The sequence below is a fragment of the Deinococcus aestuarii genome (genome assembly GCF_018863415.1).
GTDB lineage: Bacteria > Deinococcota > Deinococci > Deinococcales > Deinococcaceae > Deinococcus > Deinococcus aestuarii.
This window is the reverse complement of record NZ_JAHKSN010000001.1, coordinates 409399-425760: the sequence shown is the minus strand read 5'-3', so window position 1 is coordinate 425760 and position 16362 is coordinate 409399. Positions and strand designations below refer to the sequence as shown.

At 70.4% G+C, this 16362-nt stretch carries 15 protein-coding genes; 10 read left to right on the top strand and 5 right to left on the bottom strand.

Annotated elements, in window-relative coordinates:
* Positions 1-134: 134 nt before the first annotated feature.
* Complete coding sequence (locus IC605_RS02020) at positions 135-515, top strand: hypothetical protein (protein WP_216318162.1); 381 nt, start codon at positions 135-137, stop codon at positions 513-515.
* Positions 516-518: 3 nt separating this feature from the next.
* Here IC605_RS02020 and IC605_RS02015 read toward each other — a convergent pair whose 3' ends face one another.
* The 3 genes from IC605_RS02015 to IC605_RS02005 all read right to left on the bottom strand — a co-directional run bounded on the left by IC605_RS02015 (position 519) and on the right by IC605_RS02005 (position 3393).
* A complete protein-coding gene (locus tag IC605_RS02015) occupies positions 519-1448 on the bottom strand; it encodes a DMT family transporter (protein WP_343216472.1) in 930 nt (309 codons plus the stop codon).
* Between the two features lie 97 nt (positions 1449-1545).
* Positions 1546-2055, bottom strand: coding sequence for a pyridoxamine 5'-phosphate oxidase family protein (locus IC605_RS02010; protein ID WP_216318159.1), 510 nt, complete (start codon positions 2053-2055; stop codon positions 1546-1548).
* 81 nt (positions 2056-2136) lie between these two features.
* A complete protein-coding gene (locus IC605_RS02005; RefSeq protein ID WP_216318156.1) occupies positions 2137-3393 on the bottom strand; it encodes an MFS transporter in 1257 nt (418 codons plus the stop codon).
* Positions 3394-3497: 104 nt separating this feature from the next.
* Here IC605_RS02005 and IC605_RS02000 point away from each other — a divergent pair, with 104 nt between their 5' ends.
* Positions 3498-3788 carry a hypothetical protein gene (locus IC605_RS02000; RefSeq protein ID WP_216318153.1) on the top strand — a complete coding sequence of 97 codons (291 nt, stop codon included), beginning with the start codon at positions 3498-3500 and terminating at the stop codon, positions 3786-3788.
* Positions 3789-3919: 131 nt separating this feature from the next.
* Here the strand turns inward: IC605_RS02000 and IC605_RS01995 are convergent, their stop codons facing one another.
* Both IC605_RS01995 and IC605_RS01990 read right to left on the bottom strand, forming a co-directional pair.
* Positions 3920-4684, bottom strand: coding sequence for an RluA family pseudouridine synthase (locus IC605_RS01995; RefSeq protein ID WP_216318150.1), 765 nt, complete (start codon positions 4682-4684; stop codon positions 3920-3922).
* Between the two features lie 2 nt (positions 4685-4686).
* Positions 4687-5274 (bottom strand): NADPH-dependent FMN reductase, encoded by a 588-nt coding sequence (locus IC605_RS01990; RefSeq protein WP_343216471.1) that lies wholly within the window; start codon positions 5272-5274, stop codon positions 4687-4689.
* Positions 5275-5613: 339 nt separating this feature from the next.
* On the opposite strand from IC605_RS01990, the gene IC605_RS01985 reads away from it, so the two are divergent.
* The 8 genes from IC605_RS01985 (at position 5614) to IC605_RS01950 (ending at position 16251) form a co-directional block, all read left to right on the top strand.
* Positions 5614-7902 carry an endonuclease MutS2 gene (locus IC605_RS01985; protein ID WP_216318144.1) on the top strand — a complete coding sequence of 763 codons (2289 nt, stop codon included), beginning with the start codon at positions 5614-5616 and terminating at the stop codon, positions 7900-7902.
* A 129-nt stretch (positions 7903-8031) separates the two neighbouring features.
* The gene (locus tag IC605_RS01980; protein ID WP_343216470.1) at positions 8032-9036 is read left to right on the top strand and encodes a hypothetical protein; all 1005 of its coding nucleotides are present in this window, start codon (positions 8032-8034) and stop codon (positions 9034-9036) included.
* A 223-nt stretch (positions 9037-9259) separates the two neighbouring features.
* Complete coding sequence (locus tag IC605_RS01975; RefSeq protein WP_216318142.1) at positions 9260-9748, top strand: GreA/GreB family elongation factor; 489 nt, start codon at positions 9260-9262, stop codon at positions 9746-9748.
* Between the two features lie 88 nt (positions 9749-9836).
* The gene (gene lysS / locus IC605_RS01970; RefSeq protein ID WP_216318139.1) at positions 9837-11393 is read left to right on the top strand and encodes a lysine--tRNA ligase; all 1557 of its coding nucleotides are present in this window, start codon (positions 9837-9839) and stop codon (positions 11391-11393) included.
* Positions 11394-11608: 215 nt separating this feature from the next.
* Positions 11609-12937: an ROK family transcriptional regulator gene (locus tag IC605_RS01965; protein WP_343216469.1), complete on the top strand. Its 1329-nt coding sequence runs from the start codon at positions 11609-11611 to the stop codon at positions 12935-12937.
* The gene (locus IC605_RS01960; RefSeq protein WP_216318137.1) at positions 12934-14169 is read left to right on the top strand and encodes an ABC transporter substrate-binding protein; all 1236 of its coding nucleotides are present in this window, start codon (positions 12934-12936) and stop codon (positions 14167-14169) included. The genes IC605_RS01965 and IC605_RS01960 overlap by 4 nt, the downstream gene beginning before the upstream one ends.
* Before the next feature lie 94 nt (positions 14170-14263).
* Positions 14264-15388 carry a carbohydrate ABC transporter permease gene (locus tag IC605_RS01955; protein ID WP_216318134.1) on the top strand — a complete coding sequence of 375 codons (1125 nt, stop codon included), beginning with the start codon at positions 14264-14266 and terminating at the stop codon, positions 15386-15388.
* Entirely contained in the window at positions 15385-16251 is an 867-nt protein-coding gene (locus tag IC605_RS01950) for a carbohydrate ABC transporter permease (protein ID WP_216318131.1), read from the top strand. The genes IC605_RS01955 and IC605_RS01950 overlap by 4 nt, the downstream gene beginning before the upstream one ends.
* Positions 16252-16362: the final 111 nt, after the last annotated feature.

Genomic DNA, 16362 nt, shown 5'->3' with positions numbered 1-16362 from the left:
TCACTTCGTGAGTGAAGTTCCAATGAAGGCGAAGCCCGCCTCACAGTGTGGGACGTTCGCCCCGGCCAGCCTTAGTGAGGTGAAGAGGCCACGCTTCTTCACCGCCGCGCCGCCATTCGCGCTAGGGTGCGGGTATGACGCACAGCGGCGCGCCCACCCCGCCCCCCCCTCCTCCCAACGAGGCCGAGTACGCCCGCAAACTCGCCCTCGCCATCCTGGGGACCCTGCAATCGAAGGGCATCCTCAGCGCCGGGGACGTGGACGCTATCCTCATCGCCGCACGCCGGGCGGCCCAGGGACAGGGGGCACCCGCCGTTCCCGTGACGCCGCCCGCGCCGCCCGCCGACCCCCGCCCAGCGCCCGTCCCCTTTCAGGTCACGGTGCAGCCCGCCCCGCCCCCCGGCAACCTGACGTGGCGCACCACGCCTCCGCCCGAGAAGGCCGACCGGGAAGGGGAGAAAAAGGAGAAGTCCGGGGAGAAGACCCCGCCCGTCATCGACATGCAGCTCGACTGAGCGTCATCCCCGGCGCGTCTGCACGCGCCCCGGCCAGTTGGCGAGCGCGGCTCCGGCGAGGATGACGAGCGCGCCCAGCCACACGGTGGCGGGCAGCCGCTCGTGCAGGACGGCGGCGCTGAGGACGAGTGACACGGCGGGGGCCAGCGTATTCCAGACGCTCGTGCGGGCCGCGCCGAGGACCCGCGCCCCGTTGGCCCAGGCGACGTAGGCGACCACGTTCGCGCCGAGCGCGCTCAGGGCCACCCCTGCCCACGCCAACGGCGGCACACCCACCGGGGCGTGGAGGTGCGGGAGCGCCCACACCACGTACGGCAGGCACCCCAGCGCGAGGCTGAAGGCCACGAAGGGCAACGCCCCCAGCCGCTCGGTGAGGGGGCGGTTCCAGAGGGTGTAGAGCGCCCACGCCGTCGCCGCCCCGAGGACCCAGGCGAGGCCACCCGGTGTCACCGCCGCTCCCGGTTGCAGGGTCACGGCGAGGAGGGCGATCAGCCCCGCGAAGGCGAGCGCGGCCCCCGCCCCCTGCCGCCAGCCGACCCGCTGCCCGAGGAGCAGCCCCAGCGGAATCACGAGCACGGGCACGATGCCGCTCACCAGCCCCGCCACGCCCGCCGGGTTGGCCCGGATGCCGCTCAGGAAAAAAGCCTGGAAGACGGTGTTCCCGAGCAGGCCCACGAGCGCGACCTGCCCCCAGGTCCGGGCGTCCCAGCGCGGCCAGCCGTGCGCGCGGACGGCGAGCGCGACCAGAACCGCCCCCGCGATCAGGAAGCGGCCCAGGTTGATCGTCTCGGCGTTCAGGAAGCGCAAGATCACCTTGAGGAGCACCACGTTCGCCCCCCACAGGGCTACCGTGAGCAGCACACCCGCGAGGGCCAGCCCCGCCCTCGGCGGGGAGGCTGGGGCATGGCGGGGGGCGAGCGGTTCGGAGGTCACGGGCCCGAGCATACGGCGCGGTTGCCGCGTCAGTCCGGGCGGGCGGGACGCCGGAAGACGGGGGAAGGCGTCCGCGCCCCCTTCCCCGTCTTCCGGCCTAGAACTTGACCGTCTCGTTCGTGCCGAGGTCGGTGGCGGACTTGCCGGTGAGGGCCGCCTTCGCCTGCGCGAACATATTCTTGAGCTTGCCGTCGCTGCCCCAGTATTCGCCGCCCTGCGCCTCGATCTTGATGAGCTGGACGGAGGGGTCGTCGATCCCGCCCGGGAAGTAGGCCTTGTAGGCGTCACTCCACAGCTCCTCCAGCTTGGCGCGGTCCTCCACGAGCTGGGCCACGCCGCCGACGCTGACGTAGTTCCCCTTGTCGTGGTCGGCGTAGCTCACGTTGACCTGGGGGCGGGCGGCCATGCACTGGACCTGCTCGGTGTCCTTGCCGCCGATAAACCACACGTCGCCGTCGAACTCGGTCTGCTGGGTGGTCATCGGGTGGGCCTTGAGGTGCCCCTCCCCGGTGCTCACCGTCAGCATGGCGAACTTGACGTTCTTCATGACGGCGGCCATCTCCCGGATCGTCTCCTCGCGGGTGGGGTGGTCGTGTTTCTGGTCCATGGCGCGAGCATGTCACGGGGCAGCTCGTCCGCTTTGGTGGCGCTGGCACCGTCTAAAGGTTCCCGTCAGGTTGCGTGAGGCTCAGGTCGCGGCGCGGCGGTGCGCGGCGTCGGGCACGTTGCGCACGAGAACCACCCCCGCCAGGAAGAACAGCGCGGCGATCCCGAAGACGAGGGTGTAGCCCAGGTTCCCGCCGTGCGCGTTGCCCCAGTCGAGCAGGGCCCCCTGCGGCGCGCTCGTCATCTGCGGGGCCACGAAGGCGACGTGCCAGATGCCCATGTCGCGGGCGTAGCTGCTCGCGCTGGGCATGGCGTCGCTGCCGAGCGCCCAGTCCACGCTGGTAAAGGCCCCGAAGCCCAGCCCGAACCCCACCGCCAGAACGAGCGCCACCGGGTAACTCGGTGCCACGAGCAGCCCCAGCGCGGCGGCGGCCATCACCCCGCCCGCCACGTAGATCACCGGCTTGCGCCCGGTGCGGTCGCTGACCCGCCCCCCGACGAGCGCCGAGGCGATGCTCCCCACGATGATGCACACGAGCATGACGCTGGTGCTCGTCTCCGGATCGCGCTGCCCCAGCACGTCCGCGTTGTAGTACTGCAAAAAGGGCTGCACGCTGTACTGCCCCAGCGCGAACAGCACCCGCGTCACGAACACCCAGAAGAAGGGCTGGTGCGCGAACAGTTCCCGCCAGGAGAGCGTCGGCCCCTGCGCCGCCTGCGGAGCGGGCCCCGCCGTCTCCGGCACCCCCCGCAGGGTGACCAGCGCCGGGATGAGGAGCACGGCGGCGATCAGGGCGAAGGAGACGATCACGGGCAGCCCCAGCAGGCCGATCACGAAGGCCGCCACCGCCCCCAGCAGTTGCCCGACCGCCTGGAGCATCGCCATCACGCCGCTGTAGCGCCCGCGCTCCCCCGGGGGCACGAGCTGCGGGATCAGGGCGCTGTAGGGCGCCGTCGCGTAGTTGTTCCCGAACTGCACGAGGAGGAAGCCCAGCACGTACACCCAGAAGCCGCCCAGCCCGCTCAGAGCGGTCGCCGCGAAGGCCATCACCGCCAGTCCCGCGAGGTTGACCCCCACCCCCAGCCGGATGTAGGGCACCCGCCGCCCCGTGCGGTCGCTGTGGGCGCCCACAAGCGGCGGCAGCACGAGGGCGATCAGCGCGCCGACGAGGAGCAGCACGCCCAGGTAGGTGCCCTTTTGCTCCTCACCCACGAAGCGGACCACGTTGGCGGGCAGCAGGATCAGCAGCAGCAGCAGCCAGTGGAAGGCCGTGCCGAACCAGAAGGCGGACAGCACCCACGGGCTGACGCGCGGGGACGCGGGGGAGAGGCTCGTCATCTGGGGCGAGTATAGGCCCCCGTCTTCATCGGCCTTTTACGTATTCGGGCAGGTGTGGGGAGCGCAGCAATTCGGCGGCGAGGGCGCGCGTCAGACTGCCGGCCATGAACCTCGAAGACGCCCTCCTCGCCTTCCGCTCCACCTTCCACTACGACCACCCCGAGGGCCTGAACATCGAGCCCCGCGTCGAGGGCCAGACCCTGCGCGTCGAGGTGCGCCACCAGGACGTGAACGCCGTGCGCGGCTTCGACGTGGTGGCCGAGCCCCTGGAGACCGAGGAACGTGACGCCGTGCAGCTCGGCGAGGACGTGGCCCGCGTGGTCGAGCAGGAACTGATGTACGGCCAGCTTCCCGCCCGCCACGAGGACGGCTCGTTCAAGCGCGTCGTGGTCTGAAGTTCGGGAGGGAGCACAACGGCGGGTGGTCTGTGCCCCTTCGCCTGGAGCATCCGCAAAAGGGTTGTCGCCCTGAGCGAAGGGTCTCGCAGACGGCATCCTAAAAGGATTGATCTCCGCTCCCGGTCCCTTCACCCCGGGTCCGGCACCCCGTCCCAGAAGGCTTGCAGATCGGGCGCGAGGGGGACCTCCGCGACGAACTGGGTGCCCGCCCAGGGAAAGGCGATCCGTGCGGCGTGCAGGGCCTGGCGGGGGAGCAGCAGGCGTGCCGTCAGCTCCGGCGTCTGCCCCGTCTCCATGAAGTCGAGGAAGGCCTGCGGGTCGCGCCCGTAAATCTTGTCCCCGACCATCGGCAGCCCGAGGTGCGCGAGATGCGCCCGAATCTGGTGCAGCCGTCCCGAGCGCGGGTACGCCTCGATCAGCGTGAAGCCCGCCCGCCGTCCCACCACCCGGAAGTCGGTCACGGCGGGTCGCCCGTTCGGCACGACCGCCTGCCGGATCGCCACCCGGTTCGCCCCGCCCAGGCCGAGGTCACCGAGCGGGGCGTCGAGCGTGCGCCGGTCCCACTCCGGCGCCCCGTGCACGACGGCGAGGTACGTCTTGCCGACGATGTGTTCCTTGAAGAGGGTGAAAAAGCGCCGCGCGGCGTCCGGGTCGCGGCTCAGGAGTTGCGCCCCGCTCGTCTCCCGGTCGAGACGGTGGGGGGGCGCGAGGTCCCGCTCGCCCGTCTCCGCCCGCATGAAGGCCAGCACGTCGGGCACGTCCACCCGCGCCCGCACCGGATGGGTCAGCCACAGCGCGGGCTTGTGGACCACGTAGAAGTCGGGGTGCTCGACGACGACGCGCGGCTTCTCGGTGGGCGGGAGGAGGGGGGCTCGGGAGACAGGGAGGGTCACCCTCAGACCTCCCACACCGAGCGGTAGGGGCGGTCCCCCAGGCGGGCGGCGAGGTCCACCCCGCGCTCGACCGTGCGGGCCAGCCTCTCCGCGAGCCACTCGCCCGGCACCCCGTCCGCCGCCCACTCGGCGGAGGTCGCGTAGGTGAAGTGCGGGTTGATCACGCACCGGAAGTCCGTCATCAGCCCGAAGGCGAGGGCCCCGTGGCTGAGGTAGCCGTGGCCCAGCCCGCCCGACACGAGAAAGGTCACCACCCGGTCGAACCACGCGCCGTGCAGCCCGCGCTCGGGGTCGGTGCTGCCCGTGAGTTCGACGAGGTTTTTCACGCCCGCTCCCAGCCCCCAGTTGTAGACAGGCACCCCGAGAAACACGCCGTCCGCCTCCCGGATGGCCCGGTGATAGAGCCCAGCGTTGGGGTGGGCGTAGCAGGTGTCGTTGTCGAAGAGGGGCAGCGGCGTCTCCCGCAGGTCGAGGAGGGTGACCGTGTGCCCGGCCTCGCGGAGCTGCGACGCCGCCAGCCCGGCCATCCAGCGGCTGCGGCTGACGGGATCGAGGCTGGTCGAGAGCACGGTGAGGCGCAGCGGGGTCACGCGGGGCAGGGTAGCAGGGGAGGGGCCGCGCCACCGGGGGGCCCCACGCTTTGGGGCGGCCCCCGACTCTTCCCGAACGTCGAACGCGGGGAAGGGCCGCCCACGTCGCGCCCGCGCTGCCTGCTGGCCGTCGCTTCTCCTGAGAGGCATGGGGACGGCCTGGGCCCTTGAGGAGGTCGGGCTCGTCGCCGCCTGCTCCCGGCCTGTCGGCTGGGCGGTTCCTGGTGGGGTGAGCGCGGCCATCACGCAGAAGCGGGGAGGGCGAGCGGCCTTGTTCGCAACCTTCCCTAAGCCACCCGGCGCACGTTCCTTCCGGGGGGGCGTTGTTATGCTCCCCACGTGCCCTTCGACGCCCGCGCCCTGTCGGCCCTCGACTTCCCCCGCATCCGCGATGCCCTCGCCGAGCGCAGCGCCACGTCGCTCGGGGCGGAGCGGGCACGCGCCCTGCTCCCGTCGGAAGACGGGGGCCGCGTCGCCCGCGAGCTCGACGAGGTGGAGGACGCCCTCTTCGGCGTCAGCCTCTCGCTGGGGGGCATTCAGGACATCCGCGACCTGTATGCGCGGTCGGTCGAGGGCCGGGTGCTGGCGGGGCAGGAACTCCTGAACGCCGTGTATTCCCTCGACGCCGCGATGAGCGTCAAGCGGGCGATTCAGGCGAACTCGCGCGGGCCCCTGCGCGAGGTGGCCCTCGGGCTCGGGAACCACAGCGAACTCGTGCGCCGGGTGCTGGGCGCCATCGACCGTGACGGGGCCGTGCGCGACGACGCGAGCCACCACCTGCGTGACCTGCGCCGCCGCATCGAGCCCTTGCGGGGCCGCATCCGCGAGCGGCTGGCGGCCACCCTCGACCGCTGGGCCGACGTGCTGCAAGAACACATCGTCACCATCCGCCGCGACCGCTACGTCCTGCCCGTGCAGGCGAGCCGGGTGGGGCAGGTCCAGGGCATCATCGTGGACGCCTCCGCGACCGGGCAGACGTACTTCGTCGAGCCCGCGACCGTCACGCCCCTGAACAACGAACTCGCCCGGTTGATCCTCGACGAGGAGGCCGAGGTCCGCCGCATCCTCACCGAACTCTCGGGCCTGCTCGCCTCCGACGCCGAGGTGCCCATGACCCTCGCCACGGTGGGCGAACTCGACCTGATCGCCGCGAAGGCGCGGCTGGCGCGCGACTGGCGGCTCAACCGCCCCGAGCCCGCGCACGATCACACCTACGAGCTGCGGGAAGCCCGCCACCCCCTGATCGAGAACCCGGTCCCGAACGACCTCGAGCTCGGCGAGACGAAGATGCTCCTGATCACCGGGCCGAACATGGGCGGCAAGACGGCGACCCTCAAGACGCTCGGCCTCGCCGTCCTGATGCACCAGTGCGGGATGTACGTGGCGGCCTCGAAAGCCCGCCTGCCCGTCGTGCGCGACGTGCTGGTCGACATCGGCGACGAGCAGAGCATCGAGGCGAGCCTGTCCACCTTCGCCTCCCACCTCAAGCACCTGCGGTTCGTCCTGCGACACGCGGCGCCCGACACCCTGGTCCTGATCGACGAGCTGGGGAGCGGCACCGACCCCGGCGAGGGTGCGGCGCTCGCGCAGGCCCTGATCGAGACGCTGCTCGCCCAGGACGCGCGGGGCATCGTCACCTCGCACCTCTCGCCGCTGAAACTCTTCGCGCTGGAGACGCCGGGGGTCCAGAACGCCAGCATGGGCTTCGACCTGGAGGCCCTGGCGCCCACCTACCAGCTTCAGGTCGGGCAACCGGGCCGTTCCTACGCGCTCGCCATCGCCCGGCGGATGGGATTGCCGGAGGACGTGCTGGGCCGCGCCGAGAGCCTGCTGGGCCCCGACGCGGGCCTGATGGAGCGGATGCTGGAGGGCCTGGAGCGCGAGCGCGCCGACCTCGCGGGCCTGCTCGAAACCACCGACGCCGCCCGCCGCGAGGCCGAGGCCGAACTCACCCGGGTGCGCCAGGAGCGCGAGACGCTGGAGCGGCGCCGCAATGAGATGCTCGCGGAAGCCGCCCAGAAGGCCGAGAGCCTGTACGCCGACGCCATCGAGCGCGTCCGCACCCTGCGGGCCCGCGCCCAGGAGGACGGCGCCCGCCCCCGGGTGATGCAGGAACTGCGCGAGCTGCGCTCCGCCGCCCAGAAGGCCCGCCCCGCCCCGCCCCCCGCTCGCGAGGAGCGCGGCGACCCCATCCGCGTCGGCAGCCGGGTGGACGTGCCCGCCTACGGGGCGAGCGGGCAGGTGCTGGAGATGCGCGGCGACGACCTCGTGGTGCAGCTCGGCGTGATGAAGGTCGGCGTCAGGCGGCGCGACGTCCGGCTCCAGCCCGAGGCGAAACCCAAGGTCGCCCGCACCGCTTTCGGCGGCACCGCGCCCGCCAGGTTCGAGAAAGAACTCCAGTTGCGCGGCCTGGGCGCCGAGGAGGCCGTTGAGGAACTCCGCACCGCCGTCACCGAGGCGCACGCGCTCAAGGAAACGCCCCTGCGCGTCGTCCACGGCAAGGGCCAGGGCGTGCTGCGAAGGTTGCTGCGCGATTACCTCAAGACCGACAAGCGGGTGGAGAGCTTCCACGACGCCGAGGCCAACCAGGGCGGCCACGGGGTGACCATCGTCAATGTCCGGGTGTGAGGACGGCGGTCAGGAAAGGGTCAGAACGAGATGTCAGCCGCCTATTTTCTGTGAAGTTCCCGGCAGCCGCGCCGGGTCTGTCTAGACCACCGTTCGGCCCCGCCTAGGGTTGCCCCTCACGATGCTGGGGTGTTTTCCCGCGCTTCCCAACTTCTGAAGGCCGGGGCCGTGGCCCTGGCGCTGAGCCCGTCCGCCCTCGCCGCCGCCCAGCCGGGGCCGCCCGCGCCCGGGGGCTTGCGCCTGCCCGCCAACTACCTGTCGCGCTTCTCGACGACGGAGCTCCTCGCCTCGAACGAGGTGGGATTCGGGGTGCGGTACTTCCCGCTGCCCCTGGCCCAGGACATCCGGGTCTCGCTCGCCAAGCAGCCGAACTACTGGGAATACAACGTCAGCACGCGGGCGAAGGACACGCTCTTCGCCGTCGGCGTGTTCGACAACGGGGCGACGGCGACCGCCGGGATTCCGCGGCTGGAGGTGACGCACGATCCCTTCAAAGGCGTGCAGTACAGCGCTCGTCTTCAGGGCAACACGGCCTACTCGCGCTTCACGGGCGGGTACGCCTTCACGGTGGCCGGTGACCGGGTCCGGGTCCTGAACAACGTGGGCGTGGCCTACGACTACCAGGGCGGGGACCGTGAGGTGGTCGCGCCCTACACCCAGACTGAGGTCGGCGGGGGGTACGGGCGTTCCTTCGGTCGGCTGAACACCAGTTTCGGCACGACGGCGCGCGCCTTCACCTTCCCGGTGCAGCGGCAGGCGCAGGGCAGCGTGGACCTCAGCGTGGGCGCGAACATCACGCCCGTCACGGGGCTGACCTTCGACGGCTCGCACCTCGAACGCTTCGCGGTCGGGACGGTGCCCGTGGACGACCTGAACTTCGCCCGCTACCAGGAGTCCAACTTCGGCGTGACCTACCGCCTGCCGGTCGCACAGACGCCGCCCGCCTTCACCCTGGGCGCCGTGCGGACCCGCGTGACCCGCAAATGGACCGACGACTACACCGCCGTGCGCGGCGACCTCCTCTTCCGGGTCGAGGCCCTGCCCGTCCTCGTCGGCCCCAGCATCGGCTACGAGTGGCCGCGCGACCGCATGACCAGCCGCTGGCTGCTGAGCCTCTCGTTCCTGCCCAAGTAAGCCTGCTCACAGGGGCCCGGGGGAGACGGAGCGGCCACGGCCGCCTGACCCCCGGCCCGTCGTCTTTTCCGTCCGACCGGCTGTCGGGGGGAGTCACCCCCCGGCGGGCCGTCTGACGGGGTGGTCAACCCTTCGTTGTCAGCGAAACGGGGCTGTGGCAGAATGCTGGGCAATTCCCAGAAGAACTTTCCCCTTTTCTCACCCGGCTGGAGTGGAGGACGCAGTGGTACACGCAACCAAACAGGTCAAACTCACCCGTGAGGGGTACGCCCGGTTGGAGCGCACCCTGGAGCAGGAGCAGCGGCGCCTCACGGAGGCGACCCGCATCCTGCAAGAGCAGATGGAGACGAGCGCCGACAACGAGGACACCGGCCTGGAGGACGCCAAGCGCGAGAAGATGGGGATCGAGGCCCGCATTGAGGAACTCGAAGACACCCTCGCCCGCGCCTCCATCATCGAAGACCACGGCCAGGACGACCAGATCACGCTGGGCGCGGTCGTCGCCCTCGCCAACGAGGCGACCGGCAAGGACATGCGGGTGCAGGTCGTCAGCGTGCCCGAGGCGGCGGTGCTCGGCGGCAGCGTGCCGCGCATCAGCGAGGACAGCCCGGTGGGCCGCGCGATGATGGGCCGCAAGGTGGGCGACTCCTTCGTCGTGAACCTCGGCAACGGCAAGCAGGTCAAGTACCGGGTCAAGACGGTCGAATACTGAGGGCAGAAGGTCAAAGGCAGAGGGCGGCGGGATGGCCTTCTGCCTTCCGCTTTCGGCCTTCTGCCCCATGCCTCCTATACTCCCCCTCATGTCCGACGCGCCTTTCCCCGGTCCCCGCCGTGAGGGCCTGCACGAGCAGACCGTCAGCCGCCTCAACAACCTCGACGCCTGGCGAGAGGCGGGGTTCGAGCCCTTCCCGTACCGCTTCCCCCAGACCCATCACGCCCGCGACGTGATCAAAGCCCACCCGCCCGACGAGCAGGGCAGGCTGGAGCCCGGGCAGGAGTGGCCGGAGGAGACCTACTCGCTCGCGGGCCGCGTCACCCTGCTGCGCCACATGGGCAAGGCCGCCTTCGCCGACCTGGGAGACGAGGACGGGCAGATCCAACTGCACTTTTCCAAGCAGGACACCGAGCACTTCGACGCGACCAAGCGGATGGACCTGGGCGACCTCATCGGCGTCACGGGCTTTCCCTTCGTCACGCGGACGGGGCAGCTCACCCTGCGGGTGCGGTCGTGGCGGCCCCTGGTCAAGAGCCTGCACCCCCTGCCCAGCAAGTTCCACGGTCTCCAGGACGAGGAATTGCGCGCCCGCCGCCGCTACCTCGACCTGATGGTGAGCCCCGAGCGGCGAGAGGCGTACCGGACCCGCGCCCGCGCCATCGGGTACATCCGCCGCTTCCTCGACGAGCGCGGCTTTCTGGAGGTGGAGGGCCCCACCCTGCAAGTCGTGCCGGGCGGGACGGAGGCGCGGCCCTTCAAGACCTTCCACAACGCGCTGGGGCACGAGTTCTCGCTCCGCATCAGCCTGGAGCTGTACCTCAAGCGCCTCCTCGTCGGCGGCTTCGAGCGCGTGTACGAGATCGGACGCAACTACCGCAACGAGGGCATCGACCGCACCCACAATCCCGAATTCACCATGCTGGAAGCCTACTTCGCCTACGGGGATTACGAGGACATGATGCGGCTGATCGAGGAGCTGCTCCACGGCCTCGTCACCGAGGTCAAGGGGGAGCCGCGGCTGACCTATCAGGGCCAGGAGGTGGACTTCAGCGTGCCCTTCAAGCGGCTCGACTTCGTGACGGCGCTCCAACAGGCGGCCGGGCTCGACTTCGACCCCACCGACCTCGCCCGGCTGCGCACCTGGACCGACGAGCGCCACCCGGAGCTGCGCAAGGTCCCCGATTACAAGCTCCTCGACAAGCTCTTCGGCGAGTACGTCGAGCACACGCTGATCCACCCCACCTTCGTGACCGACGTGCCGCTGGCGATCAGCCCGCTGGTCAAGGCCCACCGCAGCCGCCCGGGCCTCGCGGAGCGCGCCGACCTCTTCATGGCGGGCTTCGAGCTGGCGCCGATCTACTCCGAGCTGAATGACGCCCTCGACCAGCGTGCCCGCTTCGAGGCGCAGTCCGCCCGCCGCGACGCCGGGGACGACGAGGCCCACGAGCAGGACGAGGATTTTCTCCTCGCGCTGGAGTACGGGATGCCCCCCGCCGCCGGGATGGGGATGGGTATGGACCGCCTCGCCATGCTGCTGACAGACAGCGACTCCATCCGCGACGTGCTGCTCTTCCCGCTGCTTCGCCCCGAGGGCCAGGGCCGTTCGGGAGGCGAGGTGGAGGACGAAGCCCCGAGAAGTTGAGGGCGTTGGTCGGCGTTTAGGAAGGGCTGGGGGTGTTCTCCCGGCCCCCTTTCTGTTACCCGCCCGGTAGCGTTGCCCCTTCGTTTGTTCTTTTGACAAACAAAGGCCGATGAGGCAAGATGAGTCTTGCAACAAGACTTCCTGAAGAGCGTCCTGCGAAGGCCCCGGTCTCCTGCCCACGCCCGTGCCCTGTTCCTCTGCCCCCTGGAGCCCCTGTGCCGTATTCCATGCCTGTCCACGACACGCTCGACCTGGCCGCGATCCGCGCCCGACACACGCTGCTCTTGCTGGGGCGGCTGTGGCAGGGGGACCGGGCGCGGGTCGATCTGGCGCGGGAACTGGGCATGTCGCGCAGCGCGATCAGCTCCATCGTGAGCGAGCTGATGGACGCGGGGCTGGTGGGCGAGACGGGGCCGCGCGCCGCCCGGTGCGGGGAAGGCGGGCAGACGGGGCGGCGGGCGACCATGCTCGCGCTGAATACCCGGGCCGCCTTCTTGCTCGCGCTCGACCTGGGTGCCAGCCACGTGCGGGTGGACCTGCTCGACCTGCGCTGCCGCACGCTCGCCAGCCGCACCGTCCCCCACGACATCGCGTGCGGCCCGGCCCCGACGTACGCGCTCGCCGCCCGGCTGACCCGCGAGGTGCTCGCCGAGGCGGGCGTGGGCCGCGAGGCGGTAGCAGGGGTGGGGGCGGGGGTGCCCGGCCCGGTCGACCACACGACGGGCGGGGTCGTGCAACCCCCCAACATGGGCGGCTGGGACGGCGAACGGGTGGCCGCCGGGTTGAGCGCGGCGCTGGGTCTCCCTGCGCTGGTGGACAACGACGCAAACCTCGGGGCGCTCGCGGAGGCCCGCTTCGGGGCGCACCGGGGCCAGCCCGACCTGATCTACGTGAAGGCCGCGACCGGCATCGGGGCGGGGGTGATGCTCGGCGGGCGGCTGCACCGGGGCGTGCGCGGGGGGGCGGGCGAGATCGGCCACATCAGCATCAACGAGCGTGGGCCGGTGGGCCGCAGCGGCAACCCCGGCAGCCTGGAGAGTTACGCCGCCGGGCAGGTGCTCGTGGAGACGGCCCGCGCCCGCCGCGCCGCCGGGGCGCCGAGCACCCTGCCGGGGTCCCTCACGCTCGGCGACCTGATTGCGGGGGCGGGCAGCGACCCCCTCGCCCGCGAGATCTGGGCGGAGGCGGGTCACCACCTCGGCGTGGCGATCAGCACCATCCTGAACCTCTTCAACCCGGGCGCGGTCGTGATCGGGGGGCGGCTGGCGGGGGCGGGGGCGGTGTTTCTGGAGGCCATCCGGGAAAGCGCCCTGAGCCGCACCCTGCGGGTGAACGCGGGGGGCACCCCCATCGAGTTCAGCTCGCTCGGGGCGGACGCCGGGGTCCTGGGTGCGGGGGCCATGCTGCTCGACCATCTCTTCACGCCCGCCGGGCTGCGCCACCTGGGGCGGATCGCCTCGGGGGGCCGCAGCCCGCCGCCCCCCGCCCGACCGGCACCCCGCCTCTCACCGATCTCCTATTTCTCCCCTGGAGGAACGTTATGAAAAAAGCTCTCTTGATCGCCGCCGCCCTCACCGTGACGGGCACCGCCTCCGCCGCCGGGAAGCTCGAGATCTTCTCGTGGTGGTCGGGTGACGAGGGTCCGGCCCTCGACGCCCTCGTCAAGCTCTACAAGCAGCGCTACCCCACGGTGGCCGTGGACAACGCGACCGTCTCGGGCGGCGCGGGCACGAACGCCAAGGCGGTCCTCAAGACCCGCATGCTCGGCGGCACGCCCCCCGATTCCTTCCAGGTGCACGCCGGGCAGGAACTCATCGGCACCTGGGTCGTGTCGAACCGCATGGAGGACCTCTCCAGCCTCTTCAAGTCCGAGGGCTGGGACAAGGCGTTTCCCAAGGACGTGATCGGGCTGCTCTCCTCCAAGGGCGGTATCTGGAGCGTGCCCGTCAACGTCCACCGCTCGAACGTGATGTGGTACAACCCCGCCAAGCTCAAGGCCTGGGGTGTCACCGCGCCCAAGACCTGGGCCGAGTTCCTGACGACCTGCTCAGCCCTCAAGGCCAAGGGCGTTGCCGCGCCGCTGGTCGTCGGCGAGAACTGGACCCAGCAGCACCTCTGGGAGAGCGTGATGATCGGCACCCTGGGCGCGCAGGGCTGGCAAAACCTCTGGGCTGGCAAGACCAAGTTCACCGACCCCAAGGTCGTGCAGGGCTTCACCACCTTTGGGCGGGTCATGGACTGCGCCAACAAGGACGCCTCCGGCCTGAGCTGGCAACAGGCTTCCGACCGCATCGCCGACGGCACGAGCGCCTTCAACATCATGGGCGACTGGGCCGCCGGGTACTTCACCACCACCAAGAAGCTCCAGCCCAACACCGGCTTCGGGTTCACGCCCAGCCCCGGCACGGGCGGCACCTTCGTGATGCTCGCGGACTCCTTCGGGCTGCCCAAGGGCGTCAAGAACCGCACCGAGGCGCTGAACTGGCTGAGGCTGATGGGCTCCAAGGCCGGCCAGGACGCCTTCAACCCCCTGAAGGGCTCCATCGCCGCCCGCACCGACTCCGACCTGAGCAAGTACAACACCTACAGCCGCGCGGCCGCCGCCGATTGGAAGCGCAACAAGATCGTGGGCTCGCTCGTCCACGGCGCCGTCGCCCCCGAAAGCTTCATGAGCGCCTTCGGCGCGGTGATCGACCAGTTCGTCGCCAGCAAGAACGCCCAGGGCGCCGCCGCCGCCGCCCAGCAACTCGCCACCCGCTCGGGCATCGGCCAGTAACACCAGGGTAGAGGTCGTGGGTTGTGGGTTGTGGGGGGGTTCCCTGCGGCCTACAACCCACAACCTGCGTCCCGAAAAAAGAGGTGAAGCACCCGTGAAAGGCCTCTCCCGCGACCGTCTGTGGTCCATCGCCGTGCTGCTCCCGAGCATCCTGCTGCTCGCGGTGTTCGTCTACGGCTTCATCGCGCGCACGGTGTACGTCAGCCTCACCGACTGGGGCAACGATCCCGCGCAGGCGCTCGCCCTCGACCCCATCATCCGCTGGGTGGGCCTTGCCAACTACCAGGAACTCTTCACCGGCTTCCTGCAAGGCCGCTTCCGGCAGGAACTCGTCAACACAATCTTTTTCACGCTGTTTTTCATCCTGGGTTGCCTGGGGCTGGGGCTGGGCCTCGCGCTCGTGCTCGACCGCAACCCCCGCGGCGAGGGGCTGTGGCGCACCATCTTTCTCTTCCCGATGAGCCTGAGCTTTATCGTGACGGGCACGATCTGGCGCTGGATGCTCCAGCCGCAGGGGGGTGTGAACCAGTTCCCGAACGCCGTCGGCCTGCCCGCCGGACAGTTCAGTTGGCTGAGCAGCACGGACTCGATCTGGAAGTTCGACTGGAACGCGCTGCCGCTGATCACGGCGAGCGTCGTGGGTCTGGTCCTGATCCTCCTCGCCGTGCGCGCCGCCCGCGCGGGAGACCGCACCCGGGCCATCGTCTCGGGCCTGTGCGCCGCGCTGCTCCTGGGCTGGGCACTGTTCGTGGGGCCGAACGTGAGGCTGCTGCCCGCGCCCGAGCCCCACGGCTTCAACCTCGCCCTCATCGGCATCATCATCGCCGCCGTGTGGCAGATGAGCGGGTACACGATGGCGCTCTACCTCGCCGGGCTGCGCGGCATCCCCGAGGAACTGCGTGAGGCGGCGCGGGTGGACGGCGCGAACGACTTCGGGATGTACCGCCACGTCATCTTCCCGCTGCTCGCGCCCATCACCCTGAGCGCGATGATCATCCTGGGGCACATCAGCCTCAAGATCTTCGACCTCGTGTACGCGATGACGGGGCCCGACAACACCTACACCTCCGTGCCCGCCCTCAACATGTACCTCACGTCCTTCCGGCAAAACCAGTTCGCGCTGGGCGCGGCCATCGGGACGATTCTGCTGATTCTAGTGGCGTTCGTGATCGTGCCGTACCTGAGCAGTTCCTTCCGCGGCGAGGAGGGCCACGCATGACGACCACCGTTCCCACCACCACGGCGGGCCCCGCGCCCGCCTCGCGCCGGTTCGGGCTGAGCCGGGCCGGGCTGTACGCCCTGCTCGTCGTCGCCGCGCTGTTTTTCCTGCTGCCGATCTACCTTTTGATTGCCACGGCGCTGAAGTCCCCGGACGCGATCAACCTCGCCACGACGTGGCAGTGGCCCCGCGCGCTGAACTGGGCGAGCTTCGCCGACGCCTGGGGCAAGATCGGCGGGAACATGCTCAACAGCCTCTTTCTCGCGGTGGTCGCCACGATCCTCTCGGCGCTGCTGGGCAGTCTCAACGGCTACGCGCTCGCCAAATGGAAGTTCCGGGGGGCGAACACCCTCTTCGCGCTGATGCTCTTCGGCATGTTCATCCCGTACCAGGCGGTGCTGATCCCCCTCTTCCAGTTCGTGAAGTCGCTCGGCCTGTACGGCTCGATCTGGGGGCTGATCCTGGCGCACGTCGTGTACGGTCTGCCCATCACCACCCTGATCTTCCGCAACTACTACGCCGAGGTGCCCGACGCGCTCGTCGAGGCGGCGACCATCGACGGCGCGGGCTTCTGGAACATCTACCGCCAGGTGATCTTTCCACTGAGCGTGCCCGGCTTCGTCGTCGTGATCATCTGGGAGTTCACCCAGGTCTGGAACGAGTTCCTGTTCGCGGCGACGCTGACGAACACGAGTTCGCAGCCCGTGACCTACGCCCTCTCGCAACTCGCGGGCGGGCAGGCGGTGAGCTGGAACCTGCCGATGGCGGGGGCGATCCTCGCGGCGCTGCCCACGCTGCTCGTGTACATCCTGCTGGGGCGCTACTTCGTGCGCGGCCTGCTCGCCGGGAGCGTGAAGGGGTAAGTTCGTCGGTCGCCCTGCGGCACGCCTCTTCCGGCCCGGGGGGGCGTGTTTTCCTTGGGCCACGGTTCATCCTCCTGCGGGGGAGGGGGGAGGTTTCGGTATTCGCGCCGG

Excerpts from the sequence above, each read along its gene's own strand:
- IC605_RS02020 (WP_216318162.1), top strand. The coding sequence starts at position 135 with ATGACGCACAGCGGCGCGCCCACCCCGCCCCCCCCTCCTCCCAACGAG.
- IC605_RS02010 (WP_216318159.1), bottom strand. The coding sequence starts at position 2,055 with ATGGACCAGAAACACGACCACCCCACCCGCGAGGAGACGATCCGGGAG.
- IC605_RS02005 (WP_216318156.1), bottom strand. The coding sequence starts at position 3,393 with ATGACGAGCCTCTCCCCCGCGTCCCCGCGCGTCAGCCCGTGGGTGCTG.
- IC605_RS02000 (WP_216318153.1), top strand. The coding sequence starts at position 3,498 with ATGAACCTCGAAGACGCCCTCCTCGCCTTCCGCTCCACCTTCCACTAC.
- lysS (WP_216318139.1), top strand. The coding sequence starts at position 9,837 with ATGTCCGACGCGCCTTTCCCCGGTCCCCGCCGTGAGGGCCTGCACGAG.
- IC605_RS01960 (WP_216318137.1), top strand. The coding sequence starts at position 12,934 with ATGAAAAAAGCTCTCTTGATCGCCGCCGCCCTCACCGTGACGGGCACC.
- IC605_RS01950 (WP_216318131.1), top strand. The coding sequence starts at position 15,385 with ATGACGACCACCGTTCCCACCACCACGGCGGGCCCCGCGCCCGCCTCG.